The organism is Ensifer adhaerens (assembly GCF_002940685.1).
In the GTDB taxonomy this organism is placed as follows: domain Bacteria; phylum Pseudomonadota; class Alphaproteobacteria; order Rhizobiales; family Rhizobiaceae; genus Ensifer; species Ensifer adhaerens_E.
Window position 1 is genome coordinate 176,401 of the sequence record NZ_PNFP01000004.1, and the last position, 16,597, is coordinate 192,997.

Consider the following 16,597-nt stretch of genomic DNA (forward strand, 5'->3'; position numbering starts at 1 on the left):
CGCGGCGTTTTTTATGACGCCCGGTGGTCGGGCGCCCGAAGGCTGTGACACCGCTCACCCGATAGGATGAGTTTCAGCGCCGTGTGATCGGCGTATAGTGCAAGTCTAGGCTGTTTGGGTGGGCAGAACCGAGCAATATTCACGGGAGGGGGCCATGTCGCAGGTGTCGAATGTGACGGCGTGCGAACCGAGGTGGCTAACCCTGCCCGCCACTCCACAGCGTCCGGCCGGCGGTCGAGAGGGTGTTGTCGAGGTTGCAGACGCCAGGATCTGGTACGCTGTGTACGGTTCGGGCGCTCCCGTCATTCTGCTGCATGGCGGGCTCGGCAATTCCGACTATTGGGGGCTTCAGGTCGGCGAGCTCGCCAAAACCTGGCAGGTCATCGTGATGGACAGCCGCGGCCACGGACGCAGCTCCCGAGGCAGTGGGAGCATGAGCTATGATCTGATGGCAGGCGATGTCATGGCACTGATGGCTCACCTGACGTTGCCGAAGGCGGCCATCATCGGCTGGAGCGACGGTGCGATTATCGGGCTCCTGCTGGCGATTCGGCATCCGGATCTCATAGCCGGTGTCTTTTCCTTCGGGGCGAACAGCAATCCGTCCGGAACACACGATTTTACCAAGAGCGTAGTCTTCAACGCCTATATCGCGCGAACGGGCGAAGAGTACGCCCTGCTGTCGTCGACCCCGGGGGGATTTAAGCGCTTCTTCGACGAGATGATGGTGATGTGGACTTCGCAGCCGAACATCGCAGCCGGCGACCTTCAGAAAATCCGGGTCCCTGTCTGGGTGGTGGATGGCGACCATGAGGAAGCCATCAAACGGGACGAAACGCTGTTCATCGCCGACAACATTCCGGGGTCCGGCCTGCTGATCCAGCCTGAGGTCAGCCATTTTTCGATACTGCAGAACCGAAGACATCCTCCGGTTTCTCCGAGAGAAATGCATCGCCTAGACGCCGGTCGTCTATGACCGCCCGATCCAGTGCGGAACGCTGGGGTTGACGACCGTGGTCGGTGCTTCGGCACATTCGACGCGGTTGCGGCCATTCGCCTTGGCGGCATAGAGCGCCTTGTCGGCGCGTTGTATCACCGGATCCAGCGCCTCGCCGCTGCCGACGGCGGTGACGCCGAAGCTCGCCGTCACCCTTGCCGCTTCCGGAAGTCCGCCGATCTGCTGGGACATGATCGCCGCACGCATGCCGTGGGCGACGACGCGCGCTTCGGACAGATCCGTGCAGGGCAGGAAGACCGCGAATTCTTCGCCGCCCAGGCGGCCGGCAACGGCACGGTTCGGCATCACGTCCATCAGCACCCGCGCGAACCGGCGAATGACCTCGTCGCCCGTGAGGTGGCCGTAGGTGTCGTTGACGAGCTTGAAGCGGTCGAGGTCGGCGAGGATAAGCGTGCCGGGCGTCGGGGTGGCGCGGGCGTGCAGGAGTGGCATGACCCGCTCGATGAAGCCTCGGCGGTTGTAGAGGCCGGAGAGCAGGTCGATCTCCGAGCGCGCCTGTGCATCGTCGACGATCTCCTTGACCATGACACCGAGCATGGCAAGGCCGGCACCGACGATGAGGATCGCGCCAAGCGCCTGCGAAATGAGCGCGAAGGGACTTGAAACATAGTCCTGGGCGGTTGCGCCGGAACCGGCAGCCACCGCTGCGTAGATCTTTATCAGGTAGTAGGCGGCAGAGAGCGCCAGCAGGCCGAAAAGCACCCAGTCGAAGAACGTGCGGCGGCCGGAGCGAAGGACGACGGATGCCGTCCACGCCTGGATCACGACGAAAGGTGCCTGGTACGGGATGGCATGCTGCCAGGTGCCCCTGGGCAGGTCGTAGATCGCCAGGTCCAGGACGACGCCGGCAGCGAAGAAGGCACCGAGCAGGGGCAGCCGCGCCGGCACCTGATAGAAAAGACCGAGGCCGAAACGCAGAAGACAGAAGCCGCCGAGCACGCAGGCAAACGCGCTGACGGCGAAGAGCCGCGGGGTCGAGGAAAAGGGAACGATGGTTTCGCAGACGGCGGCAAGCGAGGCGACGGCAAATCCGGCGGCGCACCAGAGAGCCGCGCGCCGCTGCCGGCTCTTTGCGGCAATGATGAGAAATGCGGCCGTGAATATCTGCGCGATGATGAAGTTCACAGCCAGCAGAGAAATCGCACCACCCATCGACGAACCTGAAACCTCGTGCGGCACCGGGCCGCTCTTCGCCACCTTCTGTGGCAGCGGCCAGGATACTAAGTCGCTGTTGCGAAAATTTGATTAATCCGTTCGGGTGGCAAGTAAATGCCAGGCTCGAACGATCAATGTCAAGTTTTCCCGGCGAACCGGCCGCCGCTTACGGGATGCCGGACGCCCGTCGTCCCCGGATAGGTGAGCGGCAGACCCTGCAATGCCCGCACGGCGAGGTATGCCCAGGCTTCGGCCTCCATCGAATCGCCATTGAAGCCGACTTCCTCCGCCGCAAGCACCGTGGCCCCCTCGCCTTTGGCGAGCGAGGTGAGGTCGCGCATGATCACGGGGTTGAGCCGGCCGCCGCCGCAGACGATATAGGTGGCCGGCCGTTCCGGCAGATGCCCGGCCGACGTGATGATCGCCGCCGCCGTGACGTAGGCGAGCGTGCGGGCACCGTCGGCGAGGCCGGCATCGCTTCCGGCCGGCGGCCCAAAATCGTTGCGGTCCAGCGAGCGGCGCGTGGTCGCGGTGAAGAAGGGGTTGGAGAGATAGCGTTCGGCAAGCGCCGGCAGCACCGTCCCCTCGCTGGCGATCATGCCGCCCTGGTCAAAGGGAATGCCGGCATGAGCCTCGACCCATTGGTCGATCAGCGTGTTGCCGGGCCCGCTGTCATAGGCAATGAGCGTCTCGCCTTCGCCGATGCCCCCGCCGATGAAAGTGAGGTTCGAAATGCCACCGATGTTGACGAAGACAACCGGTGCCGCAAGGCCGGCCGCGCCCCGAGCGAGTGCCGCGTGGTAGGCGGGGATCAGCGGCGCGCCCTGCCCTCCATGTTCCATGTCGTTGGCGCGCATGTCGTAGATCACGTCGACGCCCGTCTCGCGGGCCAGCAGCGGGCCGTCGCCGATCTGCACCGTCAGGGCCTCGTCGGGACGGTGCAGCACCGTCTGCCCGTGAAAGCCGATCACGTCGATGTCCGCCGCCGACAGGCTGTTCTGCTTCAGAAAGGTCTTCACCGCTTCCGCATGCCGCAGCGTCAGGTCGCGCTCGAGGTCGGCAAGTGCACCCGGCCTTTCATCGCGCTGCGTGATGGCCTTCGCATCGACCAGTCCCTGCTTCAGCCGGTCGCGGAAACGCGCGTCATAGGAAAAGCCCGCGGATGGACCGCGTTCGACGACGGTTTGCCCGTCGGTCCTCAGCAAGGCGACATCGATGCCGTCCATGCTCGTGCCACTCATCAGGCCGATTGCCGTTCTTGTCTGCGTCATGCGGTCAACATTTCCAGAATCACTTTTGAAGTGATTATGCGCAAAAACAGTGCTAAACGCCCGTTCGTTCAAAAACTCCCCCGCAAGAGAGACAGATCATGTCCGGTTTCAAGTCCGATTTCCTTCACACCCTCAGCGAGCGTGGTTTCATCCACCAGATCTCCGACGAGTCTGGTCTCGATGAACTGTTCCGGAAGGAAACCGTGACGGCCTATATCGGCTTCGACCCGACGGCGCCGAGCCTTCATGCCGGCGGCCTGATCCAGATCATGATGCTGCACTGGATGCAGGCGACCGGCCATCGGCCGATCTCGCTGATGGGCGGCGGCACCGGCATGGTCGGCGACCCGTCGTTCAAGGACGAGGCGCGGCAACTGATGACGCCGGCGACGATCGAAGCCAACATCGCCAGCATCAAGACGGTCTTCTCCAACTACCTCACCTATGGCGAGGGCTCCAAGGACGCGTTGATGATCAACAACGCCGACTGGCTGCTGGGCATCAACTACCTCGAATTCCTGCGCGACGTCGGCCGCCACTTCTCGGTCAACCGCATGCTGTCGTTCGACAGCGTCAAGACGCGGCTTGATCGCGAGCAGTCGCTGTCCTTCCTCGAATTCAACTACATGATCCTGCAGGCCTACGACTTCGTCGAGCTGCACAAGCGCACCGGCTGCCGCCTGCAGATGGGCGGATCGGACCAGTGGGGCAACATCATCAACGGCATCGACCTCGGCCACCGCATGGGCACCGAGCAGCTTTACGCGCTAACTTCGCCGCTGCTGACCACGTCGTCGGGCGCCAAGATGGGCAAGTCCGTCAACGGCGCCATCTGGCTCAACCCGGACATGCTGTCGGCCTATGATTTCTGGCAGTACTGGCGCAACACCGAGGATGCCGACGTCACCCGCTTCCTGAAGCTCTACACGACGCTGCCGATGGCCGAGATCGAGCGGCTCTCCAAGCTTGGCGGGTCCGAGATCAACGAGGTCAAGAAGATCCTGGCAACCGAAATCACCGCCATGCTGCACGGCCGCCCAGCCGCCGAGCAGGCGGCGGAAACCGCCCGCAAGACCTTCGAGGAAGGCGCGCTCGCCGACAACCTGCCCTCGGTCGAGATCCCGGCCGCCGAGCTTGAAGCCGGCCTCGGCCTCTTGACGCTGATCGTGCGCGCCGGCCTTGCTGCGTCCAACGGCGAAGCGCGTCGGCACGTGCAGGGCGGCGCCGTCAGGATCAACGACGAAGCCGTCAGCGACGAGCGCCGGGTCATCGGCACCGGCGACGTGACCGCCGACAACGTCGTCAAGCTGTCGCTGGGCAAGAAGAAGCACATCCTGGTGCGCCCGGCCTGAACCGAGCCGCTTCAGATGGAATGAGAAGGCCGGCCCAGCGCCGGCCTTTTTCATTGGAACTCGAAGATGCTGCGGAAGACGCCCGGCGCGATGATCGACAAGGGATTGATCGTCAGCTTGGGCTGATTGAACGGGCCGTTGAGCTTGAAGGTGATGCCGAGCAGGCCACGGTCGCGGCCGTTGCCGAGAAGCACGCCGATCAGCGGCAGTTCGCCGAAGATGCGGTTGAGGCCATAGGCAGGCATGAAGGTGCCGGTCATGTCCATGATGCCGTTGTTGTCGCGAACAGTCCCCTGGAACGTCGCGCCGACATCCGTGCCGCGCAGGACGCCGCCGTCGACGCGGATCGCGCCGCGGTCGAGCGCAAGCTGGGCGAAGCCGCGCTCGAACCGGGCCGAGCTCACGTCGATGTCGCGGCGCACGGCCTGATTGAGGCTCCGGCCGTCCGCGCCTGTCGGCGTCGACACCATCGATTGCAGGCGCTGTTCGCCGACAAGCTGGAACTTGCGGATATCGACGCTGCCGCGCCAGGAGCGGCCACCGCGGTCGCGCAGCTTGAGATTGAGCAGGCCGCCGCGCATGTTCTGGTAGATGTCGGCAAACCGCGCCAGCGCCCCGGCGTCGCCGGAGGTCAGTTCCAGCGTGTTGTCGGCGCCGGCCTTGGCGAGCCGGGCGACGAGCGCCTGGCCGCTGCTGGTGACGGCCGAAAGATTGACGTCCTCGATCTGGCGCCCGCGCTCGCCATAGACGAGATTGACGTTGGACAGGAACTCGCCGTTGAAGCCGGTAACGCGGCCAAGCTGCGCCTTGATCGTGACATCGTCGCCCGCGTCCTGGCTCTGATCGCTTCCGGCCTTCAGCTGGGCCAGGATCGGCCTGATGTCGGCAGCGGCACCCGTCAAGACCGCTGTGTAGCCGCCCTTGTTGCGGTCGACGGAGACCTTGAAGTCATCTCCCTGTGCCAGGCGCACATTGTCGAAATCGGCCGATACGAGGCCGCCATCGTCGACATGCAGAGCGCCGCGCGCGCCGAAGCCGTCGCCGGAAATGGCGAAGTCGCTGATACTGGCCCCATCGTCGCCTTCGCTTGAGACGAACTGCGCCTCGGCGGGTATGCCCACGCCCTTGCTCCAGCCGATCCAGGGAAGCGAAAGCGCAGCCTTGGCGAGCCCGATCTTCACTTTTTGCTTGCCGGTCTCGTCGATCGTCACATCTATGGCGATCGGTCCGGAGATGATGCGCGACAGGCCCGGCGTGAGGTTCCGCCAGACGGCATCGTCGAGCGTGCCGAAAATCCGGCGCGAGCGTTTCACGGTCGAGTTCGATTCGACCGGCTCCGTCAGGACGACCTTGATCTTGGCCCCTTCAACGCGGGCGTCGGCATCAAGGAGCGCCTGCTGATTGTCCACCCGGAAGGTGCCGACGATGTCTTCGGCCGAGCGTCCGAACATCGCCTTGTTCACCGTAACGCCGTCAAGCTGCATCTCCACCTGATAGAGCGGCTTCGGCGGATGCTGGTCCGAGATCAGTCCGAAGCGCGCCCCGACGACGGCCGTCAACGGGCCGCTGAAATCCTCCGGCAGCAGCGGTGTCTTCTGCAGCGCCTGGATCGGCTTGTAGCTGACGAGTTCGGCGATCGCGTCGGCATTTCCGCCGACCTCGATCTTCATCTCGGCCATAAGAGGTTTGGTGTAGACGTCGGGCAGGATGAATTCGCCGCCGTTGAGCGCGACCGAGCGTCCCGACGGGAAGAAGGCGGTGCCTTCCTCGATCCGGGCGGTCATGCGCTGGCCGCTCAGCTTGAATTTTCCGGCCGTGTCGCGCAGCGGCGGTATTTCGCCCGTGATGTTGATGCGCGTGTCGTCGATATCGAAGTTGATGTTGAGTTCCTGCTCGTTGAGCTTCAGTTCGCCTTCGTTGTTGGCGATTCGGCCCTCGGCGACCGACACTTCGATGCGTGCATTGGTGACCGTGCCGCCGAAGAGGTTTGCGATCGCCCAGCGGCGGGCGCCCTTGGCCAGCCACCACGGCCACAATTGCTTGACGGCCGTCGCCTCCATGCGATCGCTGACCGAGGCGAAGCTGATCTGCGGCGAGGTCTTGCCGAAGGCGACCGAAAGCGAGCCGTACATGGAGCCGAGCGGGCTCGATACCGCGAGCTGATCGAAGATCAGCCGGCGCTTGTCCGACACGAAGCGACCATTTGCCTTGGCATCGAAGATCAGCGGCGGGTCGGCAACGTCTTCCGGCGCCGAGCTCGCGTTCTTCAGCAGGAGATCGATGGCGAAGCCCTTGTCCGTGGCGCCGGCAATCTTGTCGAGGTCGATGATCGCGCCGGTAAACGGAAAGGTCGAGCGGCCAATCTTGACCATCGACGGCAGGATCTCGACGGACGAGCGCTCGAAGTCATAGGCGACCTCCATCTGCGAGGCATTGAGCGTCGAGACGAGGTTGCCGGCATGGAATTCGCCCTTGGACGTGCGCACCGTTACGCGCAGATCCGGTTTCGCGTTCCCGGCTGCCCGTGTCGCCTTCAGTTGCAGCCCGGCCGACGCGACCACGCCGAAGGGCGGCTCCGAACCCGATTTGCCATGGTAGAAGAATGGCGCGAGCGGCAGGTTGGTGATCGCCGCTTCGAAGCCGGTCACGTGTCCCTTGTCGCCAAGAGCGTCTGCGCTGAGATCGACATCCACCCCGTCGACCGTGACGCTGCCCTTCACGCTCATCGAGCCGCCGGCATCGCGGTTGAACTCAATCGCGTTGGCGACAATGGGGACGATGCGATCGCGCGAACCGATGACGGAGAAACTGAAATCCGAAAGCGTGACCGTCTGGCTGCCGCGGCCAGCCGCCATCTGCGACATGCGGTCCACGTGGGAGAATATTGCCTCCAGGGCATCGCCGACGTCGGCAATGCGAATCCTGGTCAGATCGAGCGGTTCGCCGCGGGGCAGCAGCCCGGTGTCGAAATCGCCGCCTTCCGCTTCGAGGTTGGAGACGGCGATCCGCCCGGTCACCAGCGCCAGCGGGTCGAGCGCGATCGAGATGGCGCGGAGCTTGGCGACCGGCTGGCCGGTGGACGCTTCGCTCAGTGCCACTTCGCGCGCCCTGAGCGCGATCGCGCCGCTTGCGGTCATGCGCACGACCGTGCTGCCGACCTCGGCGCGGTAGTTGTCGCCGAGCGCGGAATTGAGCGCGCTGCGCGCGCGCGCGTTGAGCGTGCTGTCCATCAGCCCGCTTTCGATGACAACGACGAGGATTGCAGCGATGGACAGCGCAAGCAGCGACGTCAGCAGCGCAATCTTGGCGCACAGGCGCACGGCTCTGCTCTTGCGTGGCGCGTGCACGATCATGGGCTCGTGCGCCTGCGCCGAAGGCAACGCATGCAACGCGACGATGTCTTTCTTGCGAAAGCCGACTTTTTCGCCGCGGATCTCACTCATCAGCGCGGACGTCCTCCGTTCGATACGAGTTTTGCCGGCGCCCCTTCTCCATCGTTTCGGGGGCGACCGCTTCTCGCTTCCTGTAGACCACATGTCGTCATGCCGAGTCACCAAGGGGTGCCGGACCATGCTGTGGAAAGGCACCACCTGCGATGGGAATCGCGCGCGCAGGCGACTGCAACGTTTCGTAGCGGCCGATGCCGTCCGAAACCTGTCGAATCTAGCACAAATGCGCTGGACGGCAGTCGACGATTTTCGCTATGCCCAAGAGCGCCGCGCGCCTTGCGGCGCGCACATGGCGCTCTGGCACATCGAGCACTGCACGTTTTGCCCTCAGATCGGCAAAGACCAATAAAAACATGCAGTAACGCGCGATTGTCTGCAAAACTTGGCGGAAGGAAGGTTTAATCATGGCAAGACCCGCTCCCGGAGATGTCGCTCCCGACTTCACCCTGCCGCGCGACGGCGGCGGCACGATCTCGCTCTCTGCCCTGCGCGGCCGCCCGGTCGTGCTGTTCTTCTATCCGAAGGACGACACGCAGGCCTGCACGCTTGAGGCGATCTCGTTCTCGCAGCTTGCCGACGAATTCGCGGCATCCGGCATAGCGCTGATCGGGCTCTCGCCTGATTCGGTGAAGAAACACGACCGCTTCGCCAAGAAGCACAACCTGACGGTGACGCTGGCCGCCGACGAGGAGAAGTCTGCCGTCGATGCCTATGGCGTCTGGGTCGAGAAGATGATGTACGGGCGCAAGTATATGGGCGTCGAGCGCTGCACCTTCCTGATCGGCCCCGACGGCTTCGTCGCCAAGGTCTGGGAAAAGGTGAAGGTCGACGGCCACGCCCGCGAAGTCCTTGAAGCCGCAAAGGCGCTCTGAGGAAGCGATGACCGAGTTGCCCGTGTTTCACAGCTTGCGGGGCGGTGCCGTCGAAGCGATCCGCGCCGCGGACCTTGAGGTCAAGACCGCGCTCGCCCAGGAAGCCGCGCGGCGCTGGCAGCGCCGCACGCTGTCGCTGCGTTCGCCGCTCGACCGGCCGGTGCCGGTGCGCCCGGGCCGGCCCGACAAGCCGGTGCTGACGCCGCCGACGCAGGTCAAACGCCGGTCTCTCGGCTCGTTGAAGGGCCGCATCGCGCTCCTGCACTCCATCGCCCATATCGAACTGAACGCCGTCGATCTCGCTCTCGATATCGTCGCCCGCTTTGCGACCGAGCCGGTGCCCAATTCCTTCTTTGACGGCTGGATGCGCGTCGCCTTCGAAGAGGCAAAGCATTTCCGCATGGTCCGTCAGCGCCTGAACGATCTCGGCGCCGACTATGGCGACCTGCCCGCCCACGACGGCCTCTGGCAAGCGGCGCACGATACGCGCAACGACCTGACGGCACGGCTTGCCGTCGTGCCCCTCATCCTCGAAGCACGCGGTCTGGACGTGACGCCGGCGCTTCAGGCCAAGATGCGCGAAACCGGCGACTTCGAGAGCGCGGCCGTGCTCGATGTCATCTACGAGGATGAGAAGGGCCACGTCGCCGTTGGTGCCAAATGGTTCCGCTTTCTGTGCGCCCGCGAGAAGAAGGATCCGGCGGCGACCTTCCAGGCGCTGGTGCGCGCCAATTTCCGCGGTCCGCTTAAGGCGCCGTTCAACGACATCGCCCGGGCGGAGGCCGGCCTGACGCCGTCCTTCTACCGCTCGATGACCGCGTCGACCAACCGCTAGGCCGATATCACCTTCCCGCAATGATCCTTACCGATTGTTAACCCTAACGAAGTGTAATGATCCGCAGGTGATGCGAGGCAACGCGCACATGGCGGGAGAGAACGGGTGTCTGGACATCAGGCAAATCGTGCCTTTGGAAAACGCAAAGAGAATCATGTTCTGATCCTCGCCAGTGGCGACAAGGTCCGGCACATGACCGTGCGCCCCTGGATGGCGGCGCTCGCCGTCTCCTTCGCCGGCGTCTGCAGCATCGGCTATCTTGCCGCCACCTCCTATCTGGTTCTGCGCGACGACCTCATCGGCGGCACGATTGCCCGCCAGGCCCGCATGCAGCATGAGTACGAGGATCGGATCACGGCGCTGCGGGCGCAGGTTGACCGGGTCACCAGCCGGCAATTGCTCGACCAGCAGGTGGTCGAGGAGAAGGTCGAGAAGTTGTTGCGCCAGCAGATGGCGCTGACATCGCGCAACGGCAAGCTCGGCGCCCTGGTCGAAAGGGCGGAGAATTCCGGCGTGACGACGGCAACCGACGCGCCTGCCGCCATCGAACCGCTTGCCTATGAAAAACGCGCCGATGCGAGCAGCAGCGGCAGTGTGAAGGCAATCGAGAAGCTGATGGGACTGAACGTTGCGCCGGTCAGTGCTGCGACTGTCCCCGCCCTCGCCTACGCCGCGCCTTCTGTCGGCGAATCAAGTTCCGACCGCGCCGACCGGATTTTTTCCAAGGTCACGCTTTCGCTGAAGGATGTCGAGCGCGAGCAGATGGCGCGCGTCCAGCGGCTGACGGACGGTGCCGCCAGGACGTCGGACGCGATTCGCTCGATCGTCGGGCGCACCGGAGTCGATCTGCCCGTCGACGACGTTGCGGCGATGATCCCGGCCAGCGAAACATCCGGCTCGGCCGATACGGCGATTGGCGGTCCGTTCGTCGAGCCTGCGAGCAATGACGATTTCGGCCGCTCGCTTGCAGCGCTTGATACCGCGCTCATCGAACTCGACCGCACGCGTGCGCAGGCGCGCAAGCTTCCATTCGGCAATCCCTCGCCGGCCAGCGACATAACCAGCGATTTCGGCAATCGGCTTGATCCGTTTCTCGGCCGCCTGGCACTCCACGCCGGCATCGATTTTCGCGCAACGATCGGTACGCGTATCCGCTCGGCAGCGCCCGGCACGGTTACCAATGCTGGGTTGACAGGGGGCTACGGAAACATGGTCGAGATCGACCACGGCAATGGCGTCTCCACCCGTTATGCCCACCTTTCCACCGTGCTGGTAAAGGCCGGCGACCAGGTGAAGGCGGGCGAAGTCATCGCCAAGTCCGGCAACACGGGGCGCTCCACCGGACCGCACCTGCACTACGAAATCCGGCTGAACGGCGAGGCCGTGGACCCCATGCGGTTTCTGGACGCCAGCACCAAGCTTGCGGGCTATATGAACTGACGCCGACGCGCGGTTCCGCTTGACAAGAAATGCGACAGATTCGCCACTATTTACCTTTTACTGCTTCAACGTGCTGGATTTCTTGACTTTCAGCGGCGTTCAGCTTAAGAGCGCGGCCACGTGCTCGTGCGTTTTCCATTGATCGATCAGTGTTCTATTGAACCGGAACGGAAACAGATTTCCCTTTGACCAATTTTGCTGACCTTGGCCTGAGCCAAAAAGTTCTCTCCGCTGTCACCGATGCGGGCTACACAACCCCGACCCCGATCCAGGCTGGCGCCATCCCGCCGGCGCTGCAGCGTCGCGACATCCTGGGCATCGCCCAGACGGGTACGGGCAAGACGGCTTCGTTCGTGCTGCCGATGCTGACGCTGCTCGAAAAGGGCCGCGCTCGCGCTCGCATGCCGCGCACCCTCATCCTGGAGCCGACGCGCGAACTCGCTGCACAGGTCGCGGAGAACTTCGACAAGTACGGCAAGAACCACAAGCTCAACATCGCGCTTCTGATCGGCGGCGTGTCCTTCGACGAGCAGGATCGCAAGCTCGAGCGTGGCGCAGACGTGCTGATCTGCACGCCCGGCCGCCTGCTCGATCATTTCGAGCGCGGCAAGCTTCTGATGAGCGGCGTCGAGATCCTGGTCATCGACGAAGCCGACCGTATGCTCGACATGGGCTTCATTCCCGATATCGAGCGTATCGCCAAGCTGATCCCGTTCACGCGCCAGACGCTGTTCTTCTCGGCGACGATGCCGCCGGAAATCCAGAAGCTTGCCGACCGCTTCCTGCAGAACCCGGAGCGCGTCGAAGTCGCCCGCCCGGCTTCCACGGCGCAGACGGTGACGCAGCGCTTCGTCGCAGCACATGCCAAGGATTACGAGAAGCGCGCGGTACTGCGTGATCTGATTCGTGCCCAGGACGAACTGAAGAACGCGATCATCTTCTGCAATCGCAAGAAGGATGTCGCCGACCTCTTCCGTTCGCTCGACCGCCACGGCTTCTCCGTCGGCGCACTCCATGGCGACATGGACCAGCGGTCGCGCATGACGATGCTGGCCAACTTCAAGGATGGCAACATCAAGCTGCTCGTCGCCTCCGACGTTGCGGCCCGCGGCCTTGATATCCCTGATGTCAGCCACGTCTTCAACTTCGACGTTCCGATCCACGCGGAAGATTACGTCCACCGCATCGGCCGTACCGGCCGTGCCGGCCGCTCGGGCGCGTCCTTCACGCTGGTGACCAAGCGCGACACGAAATTCTCCGACGCCATCGAAAAGCTGATCGGCCAGAAGGTCGAATGGCTGAACGGCGATCTTTCCAATCTGCCTGAGCCGATGGAAAGCCACGACACCGGCCGCCGTGAACGCGGTCGTGATGGCCGCAAGGACCGGAAAAAAGATGGGGATCGCGGTTCCAAGGGCCGTTCCGATCATAAATCCGATACCGTGCGCGCCGATAGTGAGGCCGAAATTGAAACAGTCGTGGAAAGGGCGGAATCGGTGAAACCGGCACGCAGCGCAGAGAACAAGCAGGCACAGAACAACCGCGGCGATCGTCCGGTGCGTGCATCGAACCCTGCCAACGACGACAATCGCGACCGCCGCAACCGTCACCGCCGCGACTATGACGATGGCCCGACGCCCGTTGGCTTCGGCGACGAAATCCCCGCCTTCATGCTGATTGCCGGCAAGGCCTGATCGCGACCATGGGTCTGCCGGGAATCGATTTTCCGGGCCTTGGCTGCGGACTTGTCATCGTGCGCGATGGCAAGATCCTGCTCTACAGGCGCGTCAACGCGCCTGAGGCCGGACATTGGAACATCGTCGGTGGCAAGGTCGACCACATGGAACGTTCGCAGGCTGCGGCCTGCCGCGAGGCCGAAGAAGAATCCGGCCTCAAGATTGGCTCCACCGAATTTCTCTGTCTCAGCGAACAGGTGATCGACGCCGATCGGCAGCACTGGATCTCGATGATCTACGTGACCCGGGATTTCTCGGGCGAACCTCAGCTCACCGAACCGGAGAAACTGTCCGAATTCGGCTGGTTCGATCTCGATGCTCTGCCCGAGCCGCTCTCGCGTTTTTCCGCCGATGCTGTCGAAGCGTTGCGCAAACAGGAGCAGAGCGTCGCGGCGTAACCGCGCCCCAGGCGCGCCTCGCTAGGCCTGTTGCCCGCCGCAATCGCGATCACTTTGCTCGCTCGACCAGCCGGACTGCATTGGCAGGTCCGGCTTATTTTCTTGAGCGTAGCGCCGCCTCATAGGCAAGCCGTACCCAGCGGGCCATTTCGTCGGGGTCATCGAAGGCATCTTCCGGAATGCTCCAGTAGGGCATCTTCACCGGCTTGCCCTTTCCGTCATAGGCCCATTGCCTCGATCCTGCCGCCTCGAACTCCGGCGCCGTCTGTTCGTCGCCCTTCAGCAGGATTTCGCCGTCAACTTCGAGCGCGAAGATCACGCCCTGGCAATAGATGCCCTTGCCGCCGAACATCCGCTTGATCGTGACCGGCCCGAGCGTTTCGAACATTTCCTCGATCGCAACATTGTCCACGCTATTTCTCCAGAATTCCGCCGGCGGCGATGATCTGTTCCGGCGTGTCGAGGTCGAGACGTGCCTGAGCCCCCAGTTCGACGTCGATCACCGGCAGCCCGCTCTTTTCAATGATGTGCCTTGCACCAACGTCGCCAACCAACTGCCGGATCGCCGAAAACGTCTGCCGCGGCAGGACGACGGGATTGCCGCGCTGGCCGCCCGCGGTCGCGCGGACGATCGAGCGTCCGCCTTCGCCGACAAAACATTCAATCAGCCGGCGCAGGTCGTCGCCGCTAATGCCGGGCATGTCGGCGAGCATCACCAGCATGCCGGCCGCGCGCCCGCTAATCGCCGAAAGCCCCGCCGTCAGGGAAGACGCCATGCCCGAGATGTAGTCGGGGTTGGAGACGAAGGTCACTGGCAGCCCTTCCAGCGCGCCACGGATATCGACTTCGCGATGGCCGGTCACGACGCTGACCTTGCCCGGCGCAGCCGCGAGTGCGGCTTCGACGCTGCGGCGCACGAGTGGCACCCCATCGAAGGTCGCGAGAAGCTTGTGCCCTCCGTCAGCGCCCATCCGGCTCGCCTGGCCGGCGGCAAGAACGACGACCGCGACCGCCTCGGACTGCAACTGCGTTGCCGGTTCGCGGGGTTGCGGACGGGTCGGAATTTCGCTCAGCAAGCCGCCGACGCCGAGCCCCGTAATGTCGTCGAAGCTCGGCCATTCGCCGGCAAGGATGCGGTCGAGTATCCAGTCGAAGCCGTTCTCGCGCGGGCTGCGGGCGCAGCCGGGCGCGCCGACGACGGGCGTTTCGCCGACACGTCCGAGAACGAGAAGATTGCCCGGATCGACAGGCATGCCGACGTGATCGACGGCACCGCCGGCCCGCCGGATCGCGGCCGGAATGACATCGTCGGGATCGGCGACGGCGGAGGCGCCGAAGACCACCAGCAGGTCATGATCCGGCAGCAAATCGTCGATTGCCGCAGCGACCGCGCTTTCTGTGTGGGCGACGCGCCGCTCGGTCAGAAGCTCGCTTCCCGATTGCCTGAGGCGGGCCGCCAGGATGGTTTTGGTCTTGTCCATGACCTGCGGCTTCAAGGTTGGCAACTGAGTTGCTATAAGCGCCGCGCGCCGCGCGGCAAAGGGCTTGACTTCAAAGGCAGCGTGGCTCTGAAGCAGCGTCTGCGCTTCCTCGACGAAGTGGCCCGCCACCGCAAGCGGGATGATCTTGATCGTCGCGACCATGTCGCCGGGCTGCACGGGCACATGGTCGGCAAGGCAGGCGAGCGTGATTGCCGGATCGATGCGGTTCAAGCGATCGACGGTCTCGCGTGTCGCGACGAAGAGGCCGGCGACCCGCGAATAGACGTTCACCCGCCCGGTTGCTGCCCCGGAGAAACGCAGGTGATCGGGTGCGATTGCCGCTGCAATCAGCCTTGCCGCCTCGTCTTCCATGAGATCGCCAGGGTCGAGGCGCGCGACGACGACCTCCAGCGTGCCGCAGGCGATCAAGGCGGCGATATCGGCGGGCGAAAGCCGGTGGCCCTTTGGCAGCCGGGTTTCATCCATCTTGACCGCATGCGCCAGAATGGCTCCGTTCGCCTCACCTGTCTTGATGGAGCCGAACCTCACGCGATCGCTCCCTGGATCTGGCCGGTATCGCGGCGCCGAAGCGCCTCGATGATCTCGGCGAGGATCGCAACGGCGATCTCTGCGGGGCTCGCCGCACCGATGTCGAGCCCGATCGGCGCACGGATGCGGGCGATCTCGGCATCGGAAACACCGGCCTGCCGCAACCGCTCGACCCGCGTCGCATGGGTTTTCCGGCTGCCGAGCGCGCCAACATAGAAGCAGCCGGCCGCAAGGGCGGCACGGATCGGTCCGTCGTCGATCTTCGGGTCATGGGTGACGGCGACGAGCGCAGTGAAGCGGTCGAGCGGCCTCTCCTTCAACGCATCCTCCGGCCACTCGGCGATGAGTTCGACCTCGGCGAAGCGCTCCGGCGTTGCGAAGGCTGTGCGTGGATCGATGATCGTCATGTCGAAGCCGGCGACGGGGGCCATCCTGGCGAGCGCCTGCGAGATATGCACGGCGCCGATGACGAGGATCCGTGGCGGCGGCACGTAGACATTGAGGAAGAAGGCGCCCTGCTCCGTCTCCACTATACCGGCTCTGCCGGACTGGAGGGCGCTGGTGACGGCAAGGCGCCAGGGCTCGGGACAGTCGTCACCTTCGAGATGCACGCGGACGCCGCCCGTGAGATCGCTGATCGTGACGGCGGCGCGTCGGGCCGCGCGCGCACGGTTGAGTGTTTCGAGGATCGTCCGTTCCATCGTCAGCCGTCGACCCTTTCCACGAGGACCCGGATTCTGCCGCCGCAGGAAAGACCGACGCGCCAGGCGGTCTCATCCGCAACGCCGAAATCGAGTATTTTCGCGGCACCTGAAGCGATGACGTCGGCCGCTTCGGTAATGACCGCGCCTTCGACGCAGCCGCCGGAAACCGAGCCCTGGAAATTGCCGTTGCCGTCGATGACCAGATGGCTGCCGACGGGACGCGGCGCCGAACCCCAGGTCTCGATCACCGTTGCGATCGCCACCCGGCGTCCCTCCTTCAGCCAGGCTTCGGCGATCTCGAGCGGATCGAGAACATTTGCAGCTTCCAGCATGTTGC

The 16,597-nt window shown here is 64.2% G+C and carries 15 protein-coding genes; 8 read left to right on the plus strand and 7 right to left on the minus strand.

The window, feature by feature from the left end:
- Positions 1-154 precede the first annotated feature (154 nt).
- Entirely contained in the window at positions 155-976 is an 822-nt protein-coding gene (locus C1A35_RS09455; RefSeq protein WP_104664077.1) for an alpha/beta fold hydrolase, read from the plus strand.
- Here C1A35_RS09455 and C1A35_RS09460 read toward each other — a convergent pair.
- Together C1A35_RS09460 and C1A35_RS09465 are read right to left on the minus strand one after the other, a co-directional pair.
- Positions 971-2,170, minus strand: coding sequence for a GGDEF domain-containing protein (locus C1A35_RS09460; protein WP_104664078.1), 1,200 nt, complete (start codon positions 2,168-2,170; stop codon positions 971-973). The two genes, C1A35_RS09455 and C1A35_RS09460, sit on opposite strands and share 6 nt — an antisense overlap.
- 140 nt (positions 2,171-2,310) lie before the next feature.
- Positions 2,311-3,444: an anhydro-N-acetylmuramic acid kinase gene (locus C1A35_RS09465; RefSeq protein ID WP_104664079.1), complete on the minus strand. Its 1,134-nt coding sequence runs from the start codon at positions 3,442-3,444 to the stop codon at positions 2,311-2,313.
- 98 nt (positions 3,445-3,542) lie between these two features.
- On the opposite strand from C1A35_RS09465, the gene tyrS reads away from it, so the two are divergent.
- A complete protein-coding gene (tyrS, locus tag C1A35_RS09470; RefSeq protein ID WP_104664080.1) occupies positions 3,543-4,796 on the plus strand; it encodes a tyrosine--tRNA ligase in 1,254 nt (417 codons plus the stop codon).
- A 50-nt stretch (positions 4,797-4,846) separates the two neighbouring features.
- On the opposite strand, the gene C1A35_RS09475 is transcribed toward tyrS, so the two are convergent.
- The gene (locus C1A35_RS09475; RefSeq protein ID WP_104664081.1) at positions 4,847-8,239 is read right to left on the minus strand and encodes a YhdP family protein; all 3,393 of its coding nucleotides are present in this window, start codon (positions 8,237-8,239) and stop codon (positions 4,847-4,849) included.
- A 127-nt stretch (positions 8,240-8,366) separates the two neighbouring features.
- Here C1A35_RS09475 and C1A35_RS35860 point away from each other — a divergent pair, with 127 nt between their 5' ends.
- The 6 genes from C1A35_RS35860 (at position 8,367) to C1A35_RS09500 (ending at position 13,526) form a co-directional block, all read left to right on the plus strand.
- Positions 8,367-8,594, plus strand: coding sequence for a hypothetical protein (locus C1A35_RS35860; RefSeq protein ID WP_158665031.1), 228 nt, complete (start codon positions 8,367-8,369; stop codon positions 8,592-8,594).
- 55 nt (positions 8,595-8,649) lie between these two features.
- Positions 8,650-9,117 (plus strand): peroxiredoxin, encoded by a 468-nt coding sequence (locus C1A35_RS09480; RefSeq protein WP_104664082.1) that lies wholly within the window; start codon positions 8,650-8,652, stop codon positions 9,115-9,117.
- A gap of 7 nt (positions 9,118-9,124) precedes the next feature.
- Complete coding sequence (locus C1A35_RS09485) at positions 9,125-9,952, plus strand: ferritin-like domain-containing protein (protein WP_104664083.1); 828 nt, start codon at positions 9,125-9,127, stop codon at positions 9,950-9,952.
- 105 nt (positions 9,953-10,057) lie between these two features.
- Entirely contained in the window at positions 10,058-11,392 is a 1,335-nt protein-coding gene (locus tag C1A35_RS09490; protein WP_234822841.1) for a M23 family metallopeptidase, read from the plus strand.
- A 185-nt stretch (positions 11,393-11,577) separates the two neighbouring features.
- On the plus strand, positions 11,578-13,086 hold the full coding sequence (locus C1A35_RS09495) for a DEAD/DEAH box helicase (RefSeq protein WP_104664084.1): 1,509 nt from the start codon (positions 11,578-11,580) through the stop codon (positions 13,084-13,086).
- A gap of 8 nt (positions 13,087-13,094) precedes the next feature.
- Positions 13,095-13,526, plus strand: a complete 432-nt coding sequence (locus tag C1A35_RS09500; protein ID WP_104664085.1) for an NUDIX domain-containing protein — start codon at positions 13,095-13,097, stop codon at positions 13,524-13,526.
- A 94-nt stretch (positions 13,527-13,620) separates the two neighbouring features.
- Here C1A35_RS09500 and C1A35_RS09505 read toward each other — a convergent pair whose 3' ends face one another.
- Genes C1A35_RS09505 through C1A35_RS09520 form a run of 4 tightly spaced genes read right to left on the minus strand, consistent with a single transcriptional unit; the run spans position 13,621 to position 16,592 of the window.
- A complete protein-coding gene (locus C1A35_RS09505; protein ID WP_077961152.1) occupies positions 13,621-13,938 on the minus strand; it encodes a TfoX/Sxy family protein in 318 nt (105 codons plus the stop codon).
- A gap of 1 nt (position 13,939) precedes the next feature.
- Positions 13,940-15,556 (minus strand): NTP transferase domain-containing protein, encoded by a 1,617-nt coding sequence (locus C1A35_RS09510; RefSeq protein WP_104664086.1) that lies wholly within the window; start codon positions 15,554-15,556, stop codon positions 13,940-13,942.
- Positions 15,553-16,257, minus strand: coding sequence for an XdhC family protein (locus C1A35_RS09515; RefSeq protein WP_104664087.1), 705 nt, complete (start codon positions 16,255-16,257; stop codon positions 15,553-15,555). Before C1A35_RS09515 ends, C1A35_RS09510 begins: the two co-directional genes overlap by 4 nt.
- Before the next feature lie 2 nt (positions 16,258-16,259).
- The gene (locus tag C1A35_RS09520) at positions 16,260-16,592 is read right to left on the minus strand and encodes an XdhC family protein (protein WP_104664088.1); all 333 of its coding nucleotides are present in this window, start codon (positions 16,590-16,592) and stop codon (positions 16,260-16,262) included.
- Between the last annotated feature and the right edge of the window lie 5 nt (positions 16,593-16,597).

Excerpts from the sequence above, each read along its gene's own strand:
- C1A35_RS09520 (WP_104664088.1), bottom strand. The coding sequence starts at position 16,592 with ATGCTGGAAGCTGCAAATGTTCTCGATCCGCTCGAGATCGCCGAAGCC.
- C1A35_RS09515 (WP_104664087.1), bottom strand. The coding sequence starts at position 16,257 with ATGGAACGGACGATCCTCGAAACACTCAACCGTGCGCGCGCGGCCCGA.
- C1A35_RS09480 (WP_104664082.1), top strand. The coding sequence starts at position 8,650 with ATGGCAAGACCCGCTCCCGGAGATGTCGCTCCCGACTTCACCCTGCCG.
- C1A35_RS09455 (WP_104664077.1), top strand. The coding sequence starts at position 155 with ATGTCGCAGGTGTCGAATGTGACGGCGTGCGAACCGAGGTGGCTAACC.
- C1A35_RS09475 (WP_104664081.1), bottom strand. The coding sequence starts at position 8,239 with ATGAGTGAGATCCGCGGCGAAAAAGTCGGCTTTCGCAAGAAAGACATC.
- C1A35_RS09500 (WP_104664085.1), top strand. The coding sequence starts at position 13,095 with ATGGGTCTGCCGGGAATCGATTTTCCGGGCCTTGGCTGCGGACTTGTC.
- C1A35_RS09460 (WP_104664078.1), bottom strand. The coding sequence starts at position 2,170 with ATGGGTGGTGCGATTTCTCTGCTGGCTGTGAACTTCATCATCGCGCAG.
- C1A35_RS09485 (WP_104664083.1), top strand. The coding sequence starts at position 9,125 with ATGACCGAGTTGCCCGTGTTTCACAGCTTGCGGGGCGGTGCCGTCGAA.
- C1A35_RS09465 (WP_104664079.1), bottom strand. The coding sequence starts at position 3,444 with ATGACGCAGACAAGAACGGCAATCGGCCTGATGAGTGGCACGAGCATG.
- tyrS (WP_104664080.1), top strand. The coding sequence starts at position 3,543 with ATGTCCGGTTTCAAGTCCGATTTCCTTCACACCCTCAGCGAGCGTGGT.
- C1A35_RS35860 (WP_158665031.1), top strand. The coding sequence starts at position 8,367 with ATGCTGTGGAAAGGCACCACCTGCGATGGGAATCGCGCGCGCAGGCGA.